Below are 19,570 nucleotides of genomic sequence, written 5' to 3'. Positions count from 1 at the left end.
ATTAATAAGATCAAAAATACTCGGATATTTTTTTACAAAATAATAGTGCAATTTAATCAAAATAAACCTAATTAAAATCACCCTTAAAAATATAATAACTTATCCCTGGCTTAACTAGTCATTTAAATGGCGATTATTTTTAAAGATATAGACTTTATTTTTTACTAACTTTATCTGGAGTTTTTAAATCCTTTGATTTTATTCGATGAGCTTCGCGGTCTTTTGTATCCATGTACTTCCGAACAAATTCCAGAATTTGTCTTTCTTTAAACCCTTTTGATAATTGACGCAACTTTTGAGAAAATGGAATGAATTTATCATCCAACTGTTCAATCAAATTAGCTTCCTCTTGGATGCCTCGAATATCACCCATAATTGCTAGTTCATACAGAACGGATATTTGATCTGGCGATGGAGCTACAGGCATAACGTCTTCAGCTTTCTCTTCCTTAGTGGATTCTAGAATTCCTTGTCCTCCTTGTTGTTCCTCGGAAACCTCTGGCAAATCTAAATCTAGCCAAAAAATACTACCTTGACCGACAGTGCTTTTCACCTTTAATTCACTACCCATTAATTCCGCTAAACGTTTACTAATCGATAGTCCTAAGCCTGTACCATTAACCTGACGGTCAGTATTGCCCACTTGATGGAATGGCAAAAATATTTCTGCTAGTTGTTTTGGTGGTATACCAATGCCAGTGTCTGCTATCACAAAGCGCATTTTTTGAGTACCTTGCTTTTCGGTTAAAGCTTGACGGTTTTTAGGTTGTTCGCCTTGGGCGTTACCGTAGGGTAGGTTGTCTTGACAACCTTGGCCTTTCGGCCACGCTTCAGCGTCGCCTACGGCGAAAGCGTGGCCTTCGGCCGACCCTGCGCTAACGCGAACAAGGTTCAACCGATCAACGTTCAACTCTGAACACCCCAAATAACCAACTTTAAACGTTACCTCACCAGTATCTGTAAATTTGACAGCATTTCCCAAAAGGTTCATCAGAACTTGTCGCAGTCTTATTTCATCACCCTTGACAAATTCAGGCAGAGGCGAAAGGAATTCGTAACGGAATGAAATGTTTTTTTGTTTAGCACTGATCACCACAATTTCCACAATACCTTCCAGAAACTTGGGAAACTGAAAATCTCTGACATCAAGTTCCATTTTTCTGGCTTCGATTTTTGATAGATCCAGGATGTCATTGAGTAGGGTTAACAGATGCTGACCACTTTGCTGAATAATACTGAGCTGCTCTTTGTGCGTAGCGCTCAGATTGGGTTCCTCTTGGAGGATTTGGGCATAACCTAAAATGCCGTTAAGGGGGGTACGTAATTCATGGCTCATGTTGGCTAAAAATTCACTTTTAGCCCGATTGGCTACTTCCGCGTCAACTTTAGCCTGCTTCAACGCCTGTTCTGCCTGTTTGCGATCGCTAATGTCTCGAAAAATTCCCTGCACAACTGTCTTGCCTTGCAGCTCCAAAGTAGTCGCACTAACTTCTACAGGCACGGTTGTACCAACTTGATGCAGTAATTCCAGTTCTACTTGAAATACACCCCCTGCCTCCACATGTTGCTGGAAAATTTGGGAGTAGGCTTTGAATCGTTCTCGTGGAATAATCTGACTCTGATGCAACCCAATAATTTCATCTCTGCCACGACCGAGCATCTGTTCCGCCATCTGATTGGCTTCCAGGATGATTCCGGTTTCCGCATCTGCCATCAAAATAGCATCACCAGCTGACTCAACTAACTTGCGATACTTCTGTTCCGCCTGCCGTAGTTTTGCCTCTGATAGCTTGCGTTCAGTGATATCTCGGTTGCAGAAGATTCTACCATAGTAATCCCCACCACTGGTAAGCACTGGTGCTGAATAAAAGTCAAAAATACGCTCATCTTTCATTAAAAGTTCATCGTAGTTCGTTGTTTTGGGATGAGCCTGGAGATAGTCCACCTGAGCCAGAAATTCTTCGGGATGCTTCAGTTGAGAACTCAGCTGCTTGAGCAATTCTTTAATATCATTGGCTTGAAACAACTGTTCTGGAGTCTGCCACAAGTCACAGAAACGGTGGTTGTAGGAAACCACCCTAAAATTTTCATCAACCACTAAAATTCCATCAATGGCAGCTTCTTGTTGTGCTTTGAGCATGGCATTTGTACGGAGTACATCCTCCTGTGCCACAGAGCGCTCAATGGCAATTCTAGCGAGTTGGGTGGCCTTATCCGCCAGTTGTTGCTCTTCGCGGTTTGGGGTATGAGGTTCAGTGTAGTATGTTGAGAAGGTGCCTAGCACCGTCCCTTCAGTGGACAAAATGGGGATAGACCAACACCCTCTGAGATTGTGGGAGAGTGCCAAATCCCTTATATTTCCACACAGGGGATGAGTAGCAATATCCTTAACCATGACCGGTTCTCGCCAATAGGCGGCAGTGCCACAGCAAGCCATATATGGACCAATCACCATACCATCAATTGCCTGAATGTAGGATTCTGGAAGGCTGGGGGCGGCAGTATGATGCAGATTAACCCCATTTTTGTCCACCAGCAAGAAAGCACACCTAATCTTGGGCAATTGCTCCTCAATCAACCGAGCTAGTCGGTCTAGTACATCTGGCAACTTCTCCCACTGGGTAATCATTTCCAGGATACGATTTTGTCCAGCTAACAAGGCTTTAACTCTCTGGCTATCAGTAATGTCAGTAAAGGTACCAACTAGACGAACCACTTCACCGTTATGATCTTTGATCACCAGGCCAGTCGAGAGAATCCAGGAAATTGAGCCATCTGTGCGCAGCAGACGAAACTTGTGTTTCCACTTCTTGATGCAGTCGCTCATGGGGGAAACCAACGGCAGTCGCTCATGGGGGGAACCCCCAAGACCGCGCTGCCTCCCCAAGACCGCGCTGCATCGCTGAGAACTTCGTCCAGCACATAGGTTATCTAGGATGGCTTTCACCTCATCAATATCCTCAAGATGAATCAGTGCCAGTAATTCATTAATGGTCGGTCCATCTTGATCTAATGGGTAGCCAATCAGGCTGAGAAATTGGGGCGAGTAGTAATGATCATAGGTTTTCAGGTTGATTTCAAAGAGTCCGTTGGTGTTGGCTTGAATAGCCAGAGCAAACCGTTCCTCACTCTCCCTAAGGGCATCCTCAATGCGCTTGTGTTCAAGAACCTCTGCGATTAATTGTCGATTGAGCTGCCTCAGGGTAGCTGTTCGCTCTTGAAATTGATGTTCCAGCCGTTCATTCTGGTGACGAAGTGCCTCTTGAGCTTGCTTACGCTCTGTGATATCCTCAACTGTAGCTTCGTAGTAGAGTAGAAAGTTACTACTATCATGGATAGCCCGCACGTTTTTGGAGATCCAGATTATAGTACCATCTTTTTGATAAATCTGTGCTTCAAACCCTGAAACAACACCATCTTCCTGTAGCTGTAGAAGCAAATCTGCCCGTCGTTGAGGATCAACATAAAGTTGGTGGGCAATATCGGTAACACTTGCTACGAGTTCTGCTGATGATTGATAGCCATATATTCTCGCTAGTGCCGGGTTAGCACTGATATAGTGTCCGTCAGGTGTAGTCTGACAAATGCCCTCCAGAGCATTCTCGAAGATGCTGCGGTATTTGGCTTCGCTTAAGCGCAACAATTCTGCCGCCGCGTTTCGTTCTGATGTAGTTGCTGCCAAGAATAAAGCGATTGTTGCCATCAGTATCATAAAAACCTGTAGCAGGGGAAGTGCTTCGCTCAAGTCCCCGGTGCTGGCAACAAACGGTCCGGTACCCAAACTGGTTCCTACAATGGCAATGCTCGATACCATCAAGCAACCTAGGCTGGTGAGGCGTTGACCAAATTGGAGGGCAGCCCAAATCAGCCAGGGAAATGTCAACCAGGCAAGGGGATAGGTTGCCATTTCTGGCGCAATGTCCGACCCAAACACTCCCCAACTGACTGTCAAGAGTGAAATCAGCCAGATAGCTGCCAAAATAAATTGTTTTATCTTTATGCTTGCTTGAGGGGTTGACGGTTGTTGGTTAGACAGTTGCAGGTTAGTTTGGCTTGACTCTTCAACTTTCTCAACCTTGGCCAATTGGCCAAGCTTCGCGAACGCGAACAACTTGCCAACCTTCAACTCCTTCACTAGGTAGCACCACACTAAAAACACTGGTACTACGACTAAAACCACCATTAAGTCCCCTAACCACCATTGCCACCACATCCCGCCGAAATTCCTACCATCAAATTCACCACTCAGGTGTAAGTTAGTTAGAGTGACAGTCGGAGCAATTAGTGTGGCAAGCATCGACACCCCTAGGAACCCCAATACATCTCGTCGCCGTTCTAGGGAAGGACGAAGCTGCCACAACCGTGCTAATCCTATCGAGAGGAATACTGACAAGATATACCCTAAAGCAGTTATCCCAGAAACTGGCCAGAACCTCTGAGGCGACACAGTCCAGAAAAATTCTCCCCAAGAAACCGATGGCAAAACTCCTTGGTGTTCGGTTAACCACCAAAGATGCTCCCTTAGTAGTAATACGGTTGCTTGGGTAATGCCTGCGGGAGACCAAACTGGTGGTACTAATGTATTACCTGCAATCCATCCATGGACTAAGTTTGCCAGCCCAAGGTAAACCAAAGTCAGTAAACCTAGATTGGTTGAGTGTTGCCAGAATCCTTTTGCAATGAAAATCATTTTGGGAATACGCCCAAAGATGGAGTTAGGCGAAATTAATCTTTACGCACATTGACATAATTTTCAATCCAGAAACCGGGAAATTCCGCAACTTTACAAATTCTTTTATTTTCTAGTTAGATTTTTTTCATTCTCTTTAAATTAAAAGCTTTTTTGACCTAGAGATTTAGTTAAAGTGAAAGGTGAAAGGTTATGGGTGAAGGCTATCTACTTAAGCTAGCCTATAGCGAAGGAGACTGGTAATTGTTCATTGTTGTTCATTGTTGATGGTTTTTCCTTGTCTGCCTTCCCTTTGCTTGATAAGAGGTAGCCTGGGTGAAAGAGACGACATCAATCTCCTCTGATTCCCCTTTCTCCTTTTCCTTGTCCGCTGTTAACTATCATCAAGGAGCCAAGGCAAGTGGTATACCATTCAACTCAAACTTTCTATAAAGCTGAAATTTCACAGAATCCCCCTTACGCCAGTCCCTAGGGGACATGACGCTGGGATTTTCTATTAAACCTCAGCTATTGAAGGTTTTTAAATCAGCGCACCCACATACTTTTCCTTCTTTGGTTATCTAAAAAACTTGTATGTCAATCTTCTAATCTCGTAGGTGAGTAGGTGGTTTGTGGCAAAACATTAACGTAGTTATTTGAAGAAGAGTAGTAAGCGATGATCAACAAAGGTAATGTTAACGTCAACAGCGCAATTACCGTACCCAAGACTTCTGCCCATCTATATGGGTGAGGGTCAGAAGAGTTGGCAGATGAGCCACTAAGTTCCATAAATTAATTGAAATTTAAACTAGGTCAGTTGAAAACGACGATTAGTTGGGTCTTATCATAAACCCTACATCCTCTATTTTATCGATTTATTCCGAAAGGATTGTTTTCTAGTAAACAATCTCAACTAAATTCCAGCCCGCTTAACGATACTTTGCAAAAAACTAGGCTCAACAAGGTTACAGGTTGTAGGTTATAGGTTGTATATTACAAGTTGTAGGTTTTTAGTTACAGGTTGTAGATTGTAGGTTACAGGTTATAACCCACATTCCCGATCTCAGTTTGTAGTATGCAAACTATGATGCACTCGCACTACGCATTAAAATTAGGACATTCCTAAACTCCGAAACGTGAGTCTAGCTTACTTCTGACTTCTGACTTCTTACTTCTTACTTGTGCGTAGCGCTATAAATCCGACCAACGGGTGATGGAGTGACGAATCAATTGCTGTCAATGGTCGAGAGCCTTTTGAACCAAGATGGGAATTTGGGAAGGGCGTTCAGCTACTGGGATTCTCCCTTGCTTAAATACTGCGACTTTTTCCTGTGCCGTAGACATTTTAGTCATATTACTCATAGCCTCTGGTAGGTGAGTCGATAGCCTAGCACTAGGGTTACTAATTAGTTGTGTCTCTGGTGTATAGCGTCCCGCAATGTAGGAAATCACTGGTTTATGGATTTCCTGGGCTATATACGCGGCAGCGGCCACGTCTTCGTAGCCGCCGCCAGTCTGATCAACTAGGACAATAACGTTTGTAGCTTTATCTTTTTCCAAAACCTCCAGCCAATGGCTAAATGAAGAACCAACAATTGCTTCACTGCCAAGGTTAATAGCGATTGACTGTCCTAGGTTAGCTTGAGTTAAGCCTAAAGCAACTTCGTAGATCAGATAACTACCACGGGTAATTAATCCCACTGAGCCAGGTCTGTAAAATTCACTCTCGTGAGTCCCTAGCAAAACTTTTCCTGGAACAATAATCCCAAAACTGCTCGGACCAAGAATAATCGTTTTAGTAGCTTGGGCAATAGCTAGTAATTCTACCATATCCAAGGGAGGAATACCACCAGTAACGAGAATAATTTGCCTGATCCCAGCATCTATCGCTTCCAAGGCAACATCCTTTATCTGGTAAGATTCGTCAAAAATAATGGTTGTGTCCACAGCACCGACATGATGGCAAGCCTGCTCTACTAAATCAAATACAGGAATGCCATGTAAGGTTTGCCCTCCCTGACCAGTACTAACTCCAGCTACGACATTGGTGCCATAGGCTTTCATCCGGGCAGCGTAGTACAAACCTAGAGGTTGTGTAATGCCTTGTACTAACACTTTGCTATCGGTACTCAAGTTCATTAGTGATTGATCCTTATTCTTTTGTAGTTTGTCAATGATCAATGATCATTGATCATTTTTAGTTGCCAGAAGACTCTGGCTAATCAAAAAGGATAAGGAACAAGCGATGCAGCGCGGTCTTGGGGAGGCAGTGCGGTCTTGGGGAGGCAGCGCCGCCAAAGGGGGTTCCCCCCATGAGCAACTGCCGTGGTTTCCCCCATGAGCGACTGCATCAAGACAAAGAATCGTAACTGAGCACTGACGCACTCAGCTAGATGACTAGGTTAGGACGTCGTGAGCCTTTCCTGGCAATAGATACAGCTTGCTTGACTGCCTCATCTAAGTTGTCTGTAAAGTGTACCGGGAGCTGAGCCAAACGCTGTTGAATCGAGTGAAAATTTGTCCCAACTAAACGGATCACAAGGTGAGGTCTCTCAATCCCAGAGGCTGATCCAGGAGATTTGCCCTTAGATAACAGGTCTTGGTGATGGGAGCTAAGGGGATGACTGGTGGAATTTTGCTCCTGGTTCTCTGAATTGAGTACAGCTGTTTCCCAACTTTGAGACAGTAGATAATTGGCAATCATCTCAGCTGCGGCATTGCTGGTAGCCCTATTGCTCAAGATATTCACTAAGACCACTTTAATCCCTTCGGATGTGGTTAGTTTTCGTAAAGCCTCTTGCAGTTCCTCTATCGCAGCAGGAGTTATTGGCCAGTATTGGTTAGAGTTGATCGTTGGAACCAGATGACAGTGTCTTGGTTTACCCTTTGCTTGGTATACCAGATCAACTGTTGTTGCAGCTAGACACATGCTGTTGCATATAATCCCGATGTTGCCTTTGAGATCACGACCGTTGAAATTATGGCTTGAGTTAGTGGGCATGTCTTGGTAAGACCCGTTCTCAGCCATGGTCGATGTCAAGTTGATCAAATCCTGATGACGTCTCAGAGCCTTGTCATTGATAGCAATCCTACCATCAAGAGCCATGAGTTCACCAGTGGGACTAACACCGAGGGGATTAATTTCCACTATGTCCAAATCTTTTTGGACAAAAAGTTGGTACATTTTATTAATAATCCCACTCACTGACTCAATCAGATTACCATGAAGTCCCATTTTGATGGCAAGACGCCGCCCATAGAAGGGTGAAAAGTTTTGCTCGACCACAACCTTTTGCATATCGCTGATCAAGGTTTTGGTGTCCATACGCCCTTGGGAAGAACCCAGTAGCACAGGACGGGCCAAGTTGTAGTCTAGGAACACGGCTAGATAAAATTCTTGTTCAGCATTGTAACGGGATTCTGCTAGCAGTACTTGAGGATGCTTACCCAGAATCGGGAGTTTGAAAATTGCCCTAGCTGCTGCGATCGCATCGATGGTATTCTCTACACACCGGATCCGACGAGCTGGGTTGTCTCCACAAGTAGATACTTGAGATTTGAGCACCACCGGATAGGGAATCTGTAATCCCTTGATGTCGGTAGGATGGTCAATGCGTTGAGCAGGCAAAACCGGAATGCCAATCTCACGGAATAATTCTTTAGCCTGATATTCTAACAGATGCATGATTCGCGAACAATCCTAAGCACGACGTTTCAAATCTTTTGCCACTTGGTCAATGCCGTAGAAACACTTCGGTGAAAGCGTCTAGCACCTGAAGCGGCTTTAAATTAGTTATTAAAAACAGCAAAATTATTCCCCCAGTAGTCCCTAGGTAGGATAGGTAGAAGGGAAGCAGGTATCGATCGCTTTAAACGCCATCAGTAAGTTATTAATATATGATAGAAGTCAATAGTTGATAACTCCAGATCACCGCCGCCGCCAGATCAGGGCAGCTATTCGTTGATGGTTCTAGATAAGTCCCGATCTAGGAATGTCTAATCGTAAGCTTGGAAGTCGAGACCGAATCAAAGATGACGGTGTAGGAGGATGTCACTCCTTGCTTCTTTGATTCTTCATCCTTAAGAGCAAGGAGACTCCCGTTATAAGCGGGAGACGGGGCGCCTATTGTGCTCCCGCAGGTGACCCACACAGCCCGGAGACGAAACCTTAAAATAAGGTTTGAAGTTACCGTAAGGAGAGTGGAGCCTTAATCAAACAGTTTTAACCCTTTTACGCATAACCGACTAACCATAAAGGCTCCACTCTCCTAAGGTTTCGTCTCTGGCCTTAATCATGGAGGCGCGCTTTCGCGACGGCGAATTAAATTCGCCATGGGTCGCGCCTCAAAGTTTTAACCCTTTTATCCATAGCCGACCAACCATAAAGGCTGCCCCAGCGAGGGATTGCTCGCTGGGGTAACTTCTGACCCTCAGGAATTGCGTCCATGGGTCCAGTTGACATCTCACATAAAATGGTTGAAAATGTGAGTATGACTGAAAGAGCTTACCGATACCGCTTTTATCCTACACCTGAGCAGGAAACTCTGTTGAGGAGAACTCTAGGCTGTGTAAGACTTGTTTACAACAAAGCTCTAGATGCTAGAACCAAAGGGTGGTACGAACGTCAAGAAAGAATAAGCTACAAAGAAACCTCTTCAATGTTAACAGGTTGGAAAAAAGAAGAAGATTTATTTTTTCTGAATGAAGTAAGTTGTGTTCCACTCCAACAGGGATTAAGACATCTTCAAACAGCTTTCACTAATTTCTTTGCAGGTCGTACTAAGTATCCAAACTTCAAGAAAAAACGCAATGGTGGTAGTGCGGAATTTACCAAATCCGCATTTAAATGGAGAAATAGCCAGATCTATTTGGCTAAATGCCAAGAACCTTTGCCTATTCGTTGGAGTCGTCAGTTACCGGCTAACTGTAATCCAAGTACCGTTACAGTTAGCTTAGATCCGTCTAATCGTTGGCATATCTCAATCAGGTTTAATGATCACAGAGATTTGAGTCTACCTCCAACTAGCCATCAAATTGGTTTTGATTTGGGGATTACCAGCCTAATTACAACCAGTAACGGAGACCAAATAACCAACCCTAAACATTTTAAAAAACTCAAGAAAAAACTAGCTAAATACCAAAAAGATCTATCACGGAAACAAAAAGGATCCAACAACCGTTGTAAAGCTCGTTTGAAAGTTGCCAGAATCCACGCAAAAATTAAAGACTCTAGAAGAGATTTTACCCATAAGCTAACCACTAAACTGGTCAAAGAAAACCAATTGATTGCCTTTGAGGACTTAGCTGTAAAAAATCTGGTAAAAAATCACAAATTAGCTCAAGTAATCAGTGATGCTAACTGGGCGGAAATAATTCGTCAGGTCAAATACAAGTCAGAGTGGTACGACCGCAAAGCTGTCTTAATTGACAGGTGGTTTCCCAGTAGCAAACTTTGCTCTGTATGCTTAAATCGCGTTGAATCTTTACCTTTAAATATTCGAGAGTGGGATTGTCCCTCTTGTAATGCTCACCATGATCGCGATATTAACGCATCAATTAATATTTTGGCGGCAGGGCTTGCCGTTTCAGTCTGTGGAGCGACCGTAAGACCGGAAGAGAGTAAATCTCGGAAGGCTGGTGCATTGAAGCAGAAACCTAAGTCGTGAGTCTTAGGAATCCCCCGCTATAATCTACGATGAGCGCGGTGGGAGGATGTCAAAATTCCCCCCTAACCCCTATAATTCCTCACTGTTGCCTTGATATCTCACCAATTCCTGCCTAACCACTGGAAGCATAGGAGGATATTTTGGGTTAAGATTAAGTACCTTTTCTTGATGCAAAGCGCGAGTGGGGGAAACCACGGCAGTCGCTCATGGGGGGAACCCCCAAGACCGCGCTGCCTCCCCAAGACCGTAATGGTGCGTTTTCCGTTGGCGAATTAAATTCGCCACGGGTCGCACCTCTGCATCGCTTTTTGGTATCTCTGGCTTTGCTCCTGCTACAGGCAATGGATTCTAACCAGTTAACCCCTGAGTCTAACCAAAGCAACGATCAATCAATGGATTCTGACGTTGCAGCCCACCCTTGGGACGAACCACTTTCTGATCCCGAGGCTCAAACCGATGAGCCATTCCCTGAAACACTACAACCCCATGAAGGAAATTCTCAAAGTACGTTTCTTTTGTTGGTGGTGGTGGGCATGGGATTGGGTCTAGTATTTTTAACCGGCGGCTTTTATGTTTTTACCCGTCCCTGCGTATTTGGGTCTTGTAGTTCACTGAATGAAGCTCAGCTATTGAGTAAAAAATCAGCAGACACCCTCAAAAAACCTAAATCGGGAAAGGACATTCTCGAAGCTCAGAAGGAATTAAAGACAGCGATTGAAGCACTCAAAGCAATTCCGTTTTGGTCAATGAAGCATGACACAGCACAAGAGTTGCTTCATGCCTATCAAGTTAGAGGTAAAGACCTCGATCAGTTAGTGACAGCCATGCAAATGGCGGCTAGGGCAGGTCATAAAGGGAAAAATCCTCCCCATAAGGCATCAAAGTGGATAGCAATTCAAAAACTGTGGCGAGAGGCAATTGCCCGCCTTGAACAAATGCCTAAGGAGAGTAGCCTGAATGCTATAGCGCAACAAAAAATTAAGCTATATAAGGTCAATTTAGACGAAGTTAATCGGCGATTAGTCAAACAAAGACAGGCGAGTCAAATTATGAAAGCGGCTAAGAAAGCGGCTCAGATTGCCCAAGCTCGTCAGGGTGTAGCCCAGACCTTAGAGGAATGGCAACTAGTTTATAGTACTTGGAAAACCGCATTAGACCGTCTGAAAAAAATTCCTCAAGGAACAACGGTTGAAGAGGACAAGCAACGACTGGAGGAATTCTATAAAACTAATCTGGCCAGGGCACGCGATCGCAAAACCCAGGAAAAAATTGCTACCAACGCCTACAATCAGGGACTACGTCTAGCTCAGTTAGCTCAAAAGGCTCAGGGAAAGGAGCAATGGTCGGTGGCTGCGATTCATTGGCGCAACGCTTTAACTTACGTGAAGCAGGTTCCAAACTCCACATACTACCACAAAAATGCACAGTCTTTAATCGAGCCTTATCAAAACGCCCTTAAGGCAGTTCAAAGCAAGTTGCAGTTGCAGGTAAAGTTAAAACAAATTGGTAGTGATCTTGAACAAATCTGTACTGGGGAAACTCGAGTTTGTAATTACACCATTGATGAAAGTCTGATTAAAGTAGAATTAACACCTACTTATATGTATCAGGTCAGACAAACAGCCATCACCGCTCAAGTCAGAGGTGATGTAGAGGCTCACGCTGGCATCGTCAATCACGTATTGACTTTAGAAGATGCCCTCAAAGGGATTAGCTATAATTCCGATATCCCTATGGAAATCTATACCGCTGACGGGGCTCTGATTCAGGTACACAGTCCTCCTAGTGTAAGCCTTGGCAATTCCCGGTAATTTCCGGGATTGCCAACTAGGATGCAGACTCAGGATTTACTTCCTACGTTGGTTTGGTCATGACACCCAGGGGTGAACTCCAGCTTCTGGCTCTGTCGCTAATCATTAAGATAAAGGCAAAATGTGTGGTTAGCTCAACAAGCCATCCCAACATTGTCTAGGAACACATTACCGAATTGAGATGCATTAATCATGCAAAATTATGTTTTTGTTATTGACACAAAAAACCAACCATTAAACCCCATTTCCCCAAAGAAAGCTCGTCGGTTATTAGACAAAGGCAAGGCAGCGGTTTTCAGAATGTACCCGTTCACAATCATCTTGAAGACTGCGATTGATAATCCAACTATCTCACCTTGTCAAATCAAGATTGACCCTGGCAGCAAGGTCACCGGATTTGCCCTAGTCCAAAACAACCAAGTTATTTGGGGAATGGAATTAGAACACAGGGGAGGATTGATCAAGAAAAAACTAGAGTCTAGAAAAGCTGTAAGACACCGAAGGCGTAATCGCAACACCCGCTACAGAAAACCAAGATTCCTTAACCGTAGACGAAAAGAAGGCTGGCTTGCCCCTAGCTTAGAGCACAGGGTTTTGACTATTGAAACCTGGGTGAAACGATTAATTAAGTTCTGTCCAATCAATCAGGTTTGGGTCGAAAGAGTTAAGTTTGATACCCAGAAAATGCAGAACCCTGAAATCAATGGTGTTGAGTACCAACAAGGTGAACTAGCTGGCTACGAAGTAAAGGAGTACTTACTTGAGAAATGGGGAAGAGAATGTACCTATTGCGGTAAACAGTCTGTTCCCTTGCAGATCGAACACATTCACCCAAAGTCATTGGGTGGAAGTAATCGGGTCAGTAATCTCTGCTTAGCCTGCGAAAAATGCAATCAACGGAAAGGAAACAAACCCATAGAGGAATTCCTAAAAAAGAAACCAAATCTACTTCAGAAAATCAAAACTAAAACTAAGCAACCATTACCGGATGCAGCAGCGGTGAATACGACTCGTAACAAGTTAGTAAAGGTACTTCGATCAATCAAGTTTGTGGTCACCGGAACGGGAGCGCAAACCAAATACAACCGGACTAGATTAGGACTACCTAAGCAGCACTGGATTGATGCCGCTTGTGTTGGGAATATTGAGACCTTGGTCTTGAAAACCTCTCAGCCGCTGTTAGTCACTTGCAAGGGGCAGGGAGGGAGACAGAAAGCAGCACTTAACAAATACGGTTATCCCATTAGACACAACCCACTCAAACCAATCAAAGGCTGGCTCACTGGGGACATAGCCAAGCATCAAAAACTAGGGATAGGCAAAGTCACCCCTAGAAGCAAAGGAAGCTTTGGATTTACCCCGTTAGGAATGAAAGGTTATAAGAGCTGCTTTCCTCAAGATATATCAGCAATACACCGAAAAGATGGATACACTTACAGCTTTTGCCAGCACATGCCGGAATTTACCTGGAAATAGTCGTCCTAGACGTTCCTGGCACTTAGTTAGGGGAAGTTTGAAGTAGTAATCATGATCTTTAACACTGGGTTAATCAAAATTAACGTTAAGTAATATCATGTAAAAAGTTACACATAGAGATTAGAAGCATTGTTATCTGAGCCCCTACCTCAAGTAAAGTTTCCTGCTAGTGTTTTCAAACTGACCAATGGCTTGAATGTCATTCATCAATACCTAAGCGCTACACCAGTAGTAGTGGCGGATGTGTGGGTTGGTGCTGGTGCGATCGCAGAACCAGAAGAATTGTATGGCATGGCTCACTTCTTGGAACACATGATTTTTAAAGGCACCGAGACCATTGCTCCTGGTGTGTTTGACTATGTGATTGAAAGCCACGGTGGTGTAACGAATGCCGCTACTAGCCATGACTTTGCTCATTTTTTCGTAACCAGTGCTTCTGAGTACTTAAAACACACCCTGCCTCCCTTGGCAGAATTACTCTTGCATCCTGCTATTCCTGAAGAAGAATTTGTCCGGGAACGGTGTGTGGTGTTAGAAGAAATTCGTGGCAGCTACGATAATCCTGATTGGGTTGGATTTCAGGCTCTTTCTGAGAGCGTTTACCAACGTCACCCCTATGGCAGACCGATTCTGGGTACTGAAGCGGATTTGATGGCTCACTATCCCCAACAAATGCGCTGTTTCCACCAATGCCATTACCAGCCAGAAAATATGACTGTGGTGATTGTAGGTGATATTGACCAAGAGTCAGCATTAACTATAGTTAACCAGTCATTTCAAGATTTTGCTTCCCCCAGTGATTGTCCTAAACCAGAGGTGATGGCTGAAGCACCATTTATCGGAATTAGGCGTCAGGAACTAAACTTGCCTCGTCTGGAGCACTCACGTCTATTGATGGCTTGGCACGGACCAGGGATAGATCAGCTTGGGGATGCTTGTGGTTTGGATTTACTCTCTGTGCTTCTGGCTGATGGACGCTCTTCTCGCTTGGTAAGAGAATTAAGGGAAGAGAAACAATTAGTGCAAGACATTGGTAGTAGTTTCTCTCTACAGCGTGATTCGAGTTTGTTTACTATTACCGCCTACCTAGAACCCGAGTACCTAGAACAGGTAGAAGCAATAATTAGGGAACACCTGTGGCAATTGCAACAGACACCAGTGTCAACCACAGAAATCAAACGCTGTCAACGTCAGCTCTATAACGACTATATTTTTTCCACAGAATCTGCTGGTCAACTTGCTGGTTTGTATGGTTACTACAGCACTATTGCTACAGCAGAAGCAGCCTATAGTTATCCGATTGAGATTCAAAAGCTAACAGCTAATGACGTAATGCACTTAGCCCAGCGGTATCTTTCTCCCCATCGCTATGCTATCACAATTATCAACAGTATAGCTTAGATCGTAACTCATTTTTATATTCCAAAGCTGAGATATTTAGATGTAATAAACTTAGCGGATTCGGTATATTTATACCTATTACCTGAGCTATCACAATCCTCAAAAGGATAGCTTATATCGTAACTCATTAAAGGTAGTAACTCCTCACAAAGGCATGTAGTAAAAGTGGGAATTCGTGCATTTAAAATTTGGAATTTCAAATTTTCCTAATACCTAAGACTATCAAGCCTAATACCTAAGACCATCATGCCTAATATCACACTAAAGCAACAACAGAATATCCATCGCACAGTGCTAGATAATGGCATCGTGGTGATTGTAGTTGAAAATGCTGCTGCTGATATCATTGCCAGCCGTCTATTTATTCGGGCAGGTAGTCAGTGCGATCCACCAAACCAAGCTGGGCTATCTCACCTGGTCTCAGCAGTTATCACCAAGGGAACCCAAGAATTATCCTCCATAGACATTGCCGAACGGGTGGAGTCTATGGGGGCTCAACTTGGTGCTGATGCGGCTAACGATTATTTTCTACTCTCCCTGAAAACCGTTGCAGCTGACTGGTTTGAAATGTTACAGCTAGCAGGGCAGATTTTGCGATCGCCTAGTTTCCCAGATGCCGAAGTAGACCTAGAAAGGTACCTAACCATTCAAACTATTCGTGCCCAACAGGAGCAACCCTTTAACATTGCCTATAAGCAATTGCGACAGGCAATCTATCAAGACCATCCCTACGGCTTTTCGGTGTTGGGAGAAGAAGCTACGGTATCTACACTGGATCGAGCTGACTTAGAACACTATCATCAGACTTATTTCCGCCCTGATAACCTCATAATTAGTATTGCAGGTCGTATTAACTCAGAAGATGCGATTGGGCAGGTGGAGCAAGTGTTTGGGGATTGGCAAGTTCCCGATACACCCCTGAGCAAACCCTCCTTACCCTCCCCGATTGCAAAACCCTGCCAAGTGACCACTGCCCAAGAGACGCAGCAGTCCATTGTGATGCTGGGTTATCTTACCTCAGCCGTACAAGAGGCTGACTTTGCTACGCTGAAACTCCTGAATACCTACCTGGGCAATGGTCTTTCTAGCCGCTTGTTTGTAGAACTCAGAGAAAAGCGGGGTTTAGCCTATGATGTCTCAGCATTGTTTCCGACACGCCAGTCGGCTTCTACGTTTATAGCCTACATGGGAACAGCACCGGAAAATACAGAAACTGCCCTGGTTGGTCTGGTTACCGAAGTGGAACGCCTTTGTTCTCAACAACTGAGTCAGGATGAATTGCAAGTTGCCAAAAATAAGCTTCTTGGTCAGTATGCACTAGGTAAACAAACCAATGGTCAGCTAGCTCAAGTCTATGGCTGGTATGAGACGATCGGGCTAGGAGTTGAGTTTGATACCCTGTTTCAACAAGATGTGACAAGGGTTACTCCAGAGATGGCTCAAGCAGCAGCTAATCGCTATTTCATTGAACCTTATATTTCTCTAGTCGGACCGGCTGTTGCAATCAACTTCCTGGGTTAACAGAGCAAAGCAAAAACTTCAGGTCTCTCCCGTGTTTTACCTTTTAACTGGGGGAGACCTCAATTTATTGTTGTCTATAAATCCGCTTAAATCGATAAAGTTAAATTAAGTCGTGACAAGATTTAATTGGCTGTAAAGATATGGATTCTATAGACACCACTAACAGCATTATCGGTATAACTATCTTTGGATCAGTAGCCCTTAGCTTAGGGAATTTGCCATCAGTTGCCCTTGAAGCCAATGGCGTTGTCCCAAAACTGGCTCAAGCAATTACCCAAGTGAAAATCAACCGACCAACTCTCGACATTGGTAGTGAGGGGGAAAGAGTATCTGAATTACAAGCAGTTCTTAAATTATTGGGGTATTACACAGGAGAGGTAAATGGGTTTTATGGAGATAATACTGCGATCGCTGTCTCCAAGCTCCAGCAACAAGCGGGTTTAACTCCCCATGGCATCATGGGAGCTGCTGAATGGAATTTTTTGTTTCCAAGCATCCCACCCAATCCAACATCCTCAACCTCTACTTCCAATCCCTTACCCTCAGCAAGTAGAACACCACCAACCACCTCTGATGGCATCTCAGCTTCATCGTTTCCGAGGCCTTCCATCACAGAAGCTATTACCCAAACCACCACAACTCGTCCCAACCCTTCCTCCCCAGCAACCAGCACTGGCTTTGGTAATCGCACTACCACAACAGGCAATGCGGTCACTGTTGAGAGAACTAAGCCTAGGGCTATAACCTTACCAATTCTCCGACAAGGTATGCGTGGTCCAGCAGTCCAGCAATTGCAGAGGCGACTGAAATCTCTTGGTTTTTTAAAAGCCACAGTAGATGGGGTATTTGGAGAGGTTACGAAAGCCGCAGTTCAAGCCGCTCAGCGCAAGTTCAAACTAGAACCTGATGGCATTGTTGGTCCTGCTACTTGGAATGCTTTGCTACGTTGATGAAATTTTTGTGGTTCCCGTAGCGTGGCCGTTCGCGCAGCGTGGCCTACGGCCTTAAGGGCATGGTTGACGATTGAAAGTTAACTGTTCACTGTTAACTATTCAATCATCAACCGTCAACAAAACACTAGTTATAGTGTTAGTTATAGCGTTTATTGCATTTATGAGGTACCCTTCTCAAGCTCAAAGTCCCCCTTTTTAAGGGGGATTTAGGGGGATCTATTTGTACCTCATGGGAAAGACAATTGCTATATATTTTTGCCGGTTGACTAGTGATAATTCTTGATTGATATTACTGCTTTACTTGTTTTTGCTGCTTGACTTTCTGCTTTAATACTGAACTAATTCCTAAAGCTCCCAAAGCTAAAATCCCTAGGGTAGAAGCAGGTTCGGGAACTCTTTCACCTGTAGACAATGACAGCTCAGCACGAGAAACAATGGCATCATCTCCATAAAATACTGGAATCTTGCCACTATTGGCATTAAAGACGTTCACGATTTCTCCTGAGTCGTAAAACTCCAGTAAATTTAAAGACACCGATTGCTTAGTTCGTACTGCGAGATTGCGGATCAGATCAATAATAATAGTATCCAATCCTATGATCCCAAATACATCGGTAGTAATCAGGGAGTTGTTTGGTGTCAGGTCTAAAATTAGTTTCGCTTGCGATAACTCATTTATTGATGTTCCCAAGTCAGAAAAATCAAAGCTCCAACTGGTATCTTCATCAATTCCATTACCAAGGGTGGTGTTACCCCCAGTCCTTTCTATCGTAAAATCGCCGTTTTGTAGGGTTTGACCAATACTGGCATTTAGTATTCTTGAAGGACTTGAGCTCCCAATCGCTTCAGTGGTGAAATCAAGACGACTAGCCAAGGCTTTTTCAGGTATTAAGCAACTGCTTAATAGGACGGCAACTGTAGCCACTGAGAACACTTTTAAAGTAAGCATTTTAATGGTCCCAAACCAAAACTAACATTAGAGTTAATGGAAAAATAACTCTATTATACTTCGTTGAGAGAATTTGATCACAAAAAAGGCAATACTCCAGATAAAGATTTATGAAGTCCTTTCTAAGCATTCAGGCATCAGGAAATAAAGGACTTTAAGCCCCTTTACTTTAGTCAAGGGTGCTAACGCTATTTTTTCTAGATTTCTGGGAATTCTGTAAATGTAACTCAAATGCGATTTGTCAGTCAAGCAGGATGGCACAAGCAAATGTTATTCAAATCTTTAGCCCAAGGGGTTTCCAAGGTTTCTGGGAAAGTTCCCCTTCGCCTGATCTTGGTCATACCATTTGTCCTGCAAATCTTCGCAGCTGTGGGACTTGTGGGATATCTGTCCTATAGAAACAGCAAGAGAGCGGTTAATGATGTTGCTACTCAACTGCTTGAAGAAGTCAATGCTCGGGTTGAGCAGAATTTGGAATCTTACCTAACCATTCCTCATGTAGTAAATCAGATTAATGCCACTGCCATCAATCTAGGTCAATTGAATTTGCAAGATATTCCTCAATTAGAGCGTTACTTTTGGCGGCAGCTTCAGATCTTTAATACCCTGACATTTACTGGATTAGGCTTAGAGAATAAAGACAACCTAGGAGCAGAAAGATTAGATGATGGTACACTGATACTAAGAGTGTCCACCAAAGCTACCAATCATATTTTTCACTCCTATTCTACTAACGAATTTGGGGAGCGATGCAGCGCGGTCTTGGGGGTTTCTCCCATGAGTGACTGCATCAAAAAGCGTCAGGAAATCCTAGACAGTATTAAATTTGATCCGCGCACTCGACCATGGTATAGAACTGCTGTCAAAGCTGGTCGCTCAACTTGGAGTGAAATTTACCCCAATACTGCTGGTATAACTGCCTATCTCGGTGCATCAATGCCGTTTTACGACAAACAGGATCAATTGCAGGGGGTACTTCTAACTAATATAAATTTATCCTGAAGGGGTGACGAAATAGCCTGAAAAGCTTTAAATGTAAAGCTTTCACCATTTTGTGCTAAAAAAAAGATAGGTCTCTTTTGTTCAACAAGACCTACCTATTGACAATGTTACCTGTATTCTAC

The 19,570-nt window shown here is 43.9% G+C and carries 12 protein-coding genes; 7 read left to right on the top strand and 5 right to left on the bottom strand.

Going from position 1 to position 19,570, the window contains the following annotated elements; translation table 11 throughout:
* Positions 1 to 154 precede the first annotated feature (154 nt).
* The 4 genes from F6K46_RS40200 to F6K46_RS21265 form a co-directional block, all read right to left on the bottom strand.
* Positions 155 to 4,690, bottom strand: coding sequence for a PAS domain S-box protein (locus tag F6K46_RS40200; protein WP_366510766.1), 4,536 nt, complete (start codon positions 4,688 to 4,690; stop codon positions 155 to 157).
* Between the two features lie 1,215 nt (positions 4,691 to 5,905).
* Entirely contained in the window at positions 5,906 to 6,808 is a 903-nt protein-coding gene (locus F6K46_RS21275) for a CoA-binding protein (protein WP_293062471.1), read from the bottom strand.
* Positions 6,809 to 6,891: 83 nt separating this feature from the next.
* Positions 6,892 to 7,020 (bottom strand): hypothetical protein, encoded by a 129-nt coding sequence (locus F6K46_RS21270; RefSeq protein WP_293062469.1) that lies wholly within the window; start codon positions 7,018 to 7,020, stop codon positions 6,892 to 6,894.
* Positions 7,021 to 7,058: 38 nt separating this feature from the next.
* The gene (locus F6K46_RS21265) at positions 7,059 to 8,354 is read right to left on the bottom strand and encodes an ATP-grasp domain-containing protein (protein ID WP_293062467.1); all 1,296 of its coding nucleotides are present in this window, start codon (positions 8,352 to 8,354) and stop codon (positions 7,059 to 7,061) included.
* 805 nt (positions 8,355 to 9,159) lie between these two features.
* Here F6K46_RS21265 and F6K46_RS21260 point away from each other — a divergent pair.
* The 6 genes from F6K46_RS21260 to F6K46_RS21235 all read left to right on the top strand — a co-directional run bounded on the left by F6K46_RS21260 (position 9,160) and on the right by F6K46_RS21235 (position 17,494).
* Positions 9,160 to 10,335, top strand: a complete 1,176-nt coding sequence (locus F6K46_RS21260; RefSeq protein ID WP_293117311.1) for an RNA-guided endonuclease TnpB family protein — start codon at positions 9,160 to 9,162, stop codon at positions 10,333 to 10,335.
* Between the two features lie 206 nt (positions 10,336 to 10,541).
* Positions 10,542 to 12,146 (top strand): hypothetical protein, encoded by a 1,605-nt coding sequence (locus F6K46_RS21255; RefSeq protein ID WP_293067332.1) that lies wholly within the window; start codon positions 10,542 to 10,544, stop codon positions 12,144 to 12,146.
* Between the two features lie 192 nt (positions 12,147 to 12,338).
* On the top strand, positions 12,339 to 13,622 hold the full coding sequence (gene iscB / locus F6K46_RS21250; RefSeq protein WP_293067335.1) for an RNA-guided endonuclease IscB: 1,284 nt from the start codon (positions 12,339 to 12,341) through the stop codon (positions 13,620 to 13,622).
* A 129-nt stretch (positions 13,623 to 13,751) separates the two neighbouring features.
* The gene (locus F6K46_RS21245) at positions 13,752 to 15,023 is read left to right on the top strand and encodes a pitrilysin family protein (protein ID WP_293067337.1); all 1,272 of its coding nucleotides are present in this window, start codon (positions 13,752 to 13,754) and stop codon (positions 15,021 to 15,023) included.
* 246 nt (positions 15,024 to 15,269) lie between these two features.
* Positions 15,270 to 16,544 (top strand): pitrilysin family protein, encoded by a 1,275-nt coding sequence (locus tag F6K46_RS21240; RefSeq protein ID WP_293067339.1) that lies wholly within the window; start codon positions 15,270 to 15,272, stop codon positions 16,542 to 16,544.
* A 140-nt stretch (positions 16,545 to 16,684) separates the two neighbouring features.
* Complete coding sequence (locus F6K46_RS21235) at positions 16,685 to 17,494, top strand: peptidoglycan-binding protein (RefSeq protein ID WP_075903726.1); 810 nt, start codon at positions 16,685 to 16,687, stop codon at positions 17,492 to 17,494.
* A 292-nt stretch (positions 17,495 to 17,786) separates the two neighbouring features.
* Here the strand turns inward: F6K46_RS21235 and F6K46_RS21230 are convergent, their stop codons facing one another.
* Positions 17,787 to 18,446 (bottom strand): PEP-CTERM sorting domain-containing protein, encoded by a 660-nt coding sequence (locus F6K46_RS21230; RefSeq protein ID WP_293067343.1) that lies wholly within the window; start codon positions 18,444 to 18,446, stop codon positions 17,787 to 17,789.
* A 231-nt stretch (positions 18,447 to 18,677) separates the two neighbouring features.
* On the opposite strand from F6K46_RS21230, the gene F6K46_RS21225 reads away from it, so the two are divergent.
* On the top strand, positions 18,678 to 19,448 hold the full coding sequence (locus F6K46_RS21225; RefSeq protein WP_293067346.1) for a hypothetical protein: 771 nt from the start codon (positions 18,678 to 18,680) through the stop codon (positions 19,446 to 19,448).
* Positions 19,449 to 19,570 lie beyond the last annotated feature (122 nt).

Origin of the sequence: Moorena sp. SIO3E8 (assembly GCF_010692445.1) — a bacterium.
In the GTDB taxonomy this organism is placed as follows: domain Bacteria; phylum Cyanobacteriota; class Cyanobacteriia; order Cyanobacteriales; family Coleofasciculaceae; genus Moorena; species Moorena bouillonii.
Note: the sequence above shows the minus strand (reverse complement) of the source record. Positions and strands in the feature narration are given on the sequence as shown.

Coding starts and splice junctions, on each gene's coding strand:
- F6K46_RS40200 (WP_366510766.1), bottom strand. CDS start 4,690: ATGATTTTCATTGCAAAAGGATTCTGGCAACACTCAACCAATCTAGGT.
- F6K46_RS21275 (WP_293062471.1), bottom strand. CDS start 6,808: ATGAACTTGAGTACCGATAGCAAAGTGTTAGTACAAGGCATTACACAA.
- F6K46_RS21270 (WP_293062469.1), bottom strand. CDS start 7,020: ATGCAGTCGCTCATGGGGGAAACCACGGCAGTTGCTCATGGGGGGAAC.
- F6K46_RS21265 (WP_293062467.1), bottom strand. CDS start 8,354: ATGCATCTGTTAGAATATCAGGCTAAAGAATTATTCCGTGAGATTGGC.
- F6K46_RS21260 (WP_293117311.1), top strand. CDS start 9,160: ATGACTGAAAGAGCTTACCGATACCGCTTTTATCCTACACCTGAGCAG.
- F6K46_RS21255 (WP_293067332.1), top strand. CDS start 10,542: ATGGGGGGAACCCCCAAGACCGCGCTGCCTCCCCAAGACCGTAATGGT.
- iscB (WP_293067335.1), top strand. CDS start 12,339: ATGCAAAATTATGTTTTTGTTATTGACACAAAAAACCAACCATTAAAC.
- F6K46_RS21240 (WP_293067339.1), top strand. CDS start 15,270: ATGCCTAATATCACACTAAAGCAACAACAGAATATCCATCGCACAGTG.
- F6K46_RS21235 (WP_075903726.1), top strand. CDS start 16,685: ATGGATTCTATAGACACCACTAACAGCATTATCGGTATAACTATCTTT.
- F6K46_RS21230 (WP_293067343.1), bottom strand. CDS start 18,446: ATGCTTACTTTAAAAGTGTTCTCAGTGGCTACAGTTGCCGTCCTATTA.
- F6K46_RS21225 (WP_293067346.1), top strand. CDS start 18,678: ATGCGATTTGTCAGTCAAGCAGGATGGCACAAGCAAATGTTATTCAAA.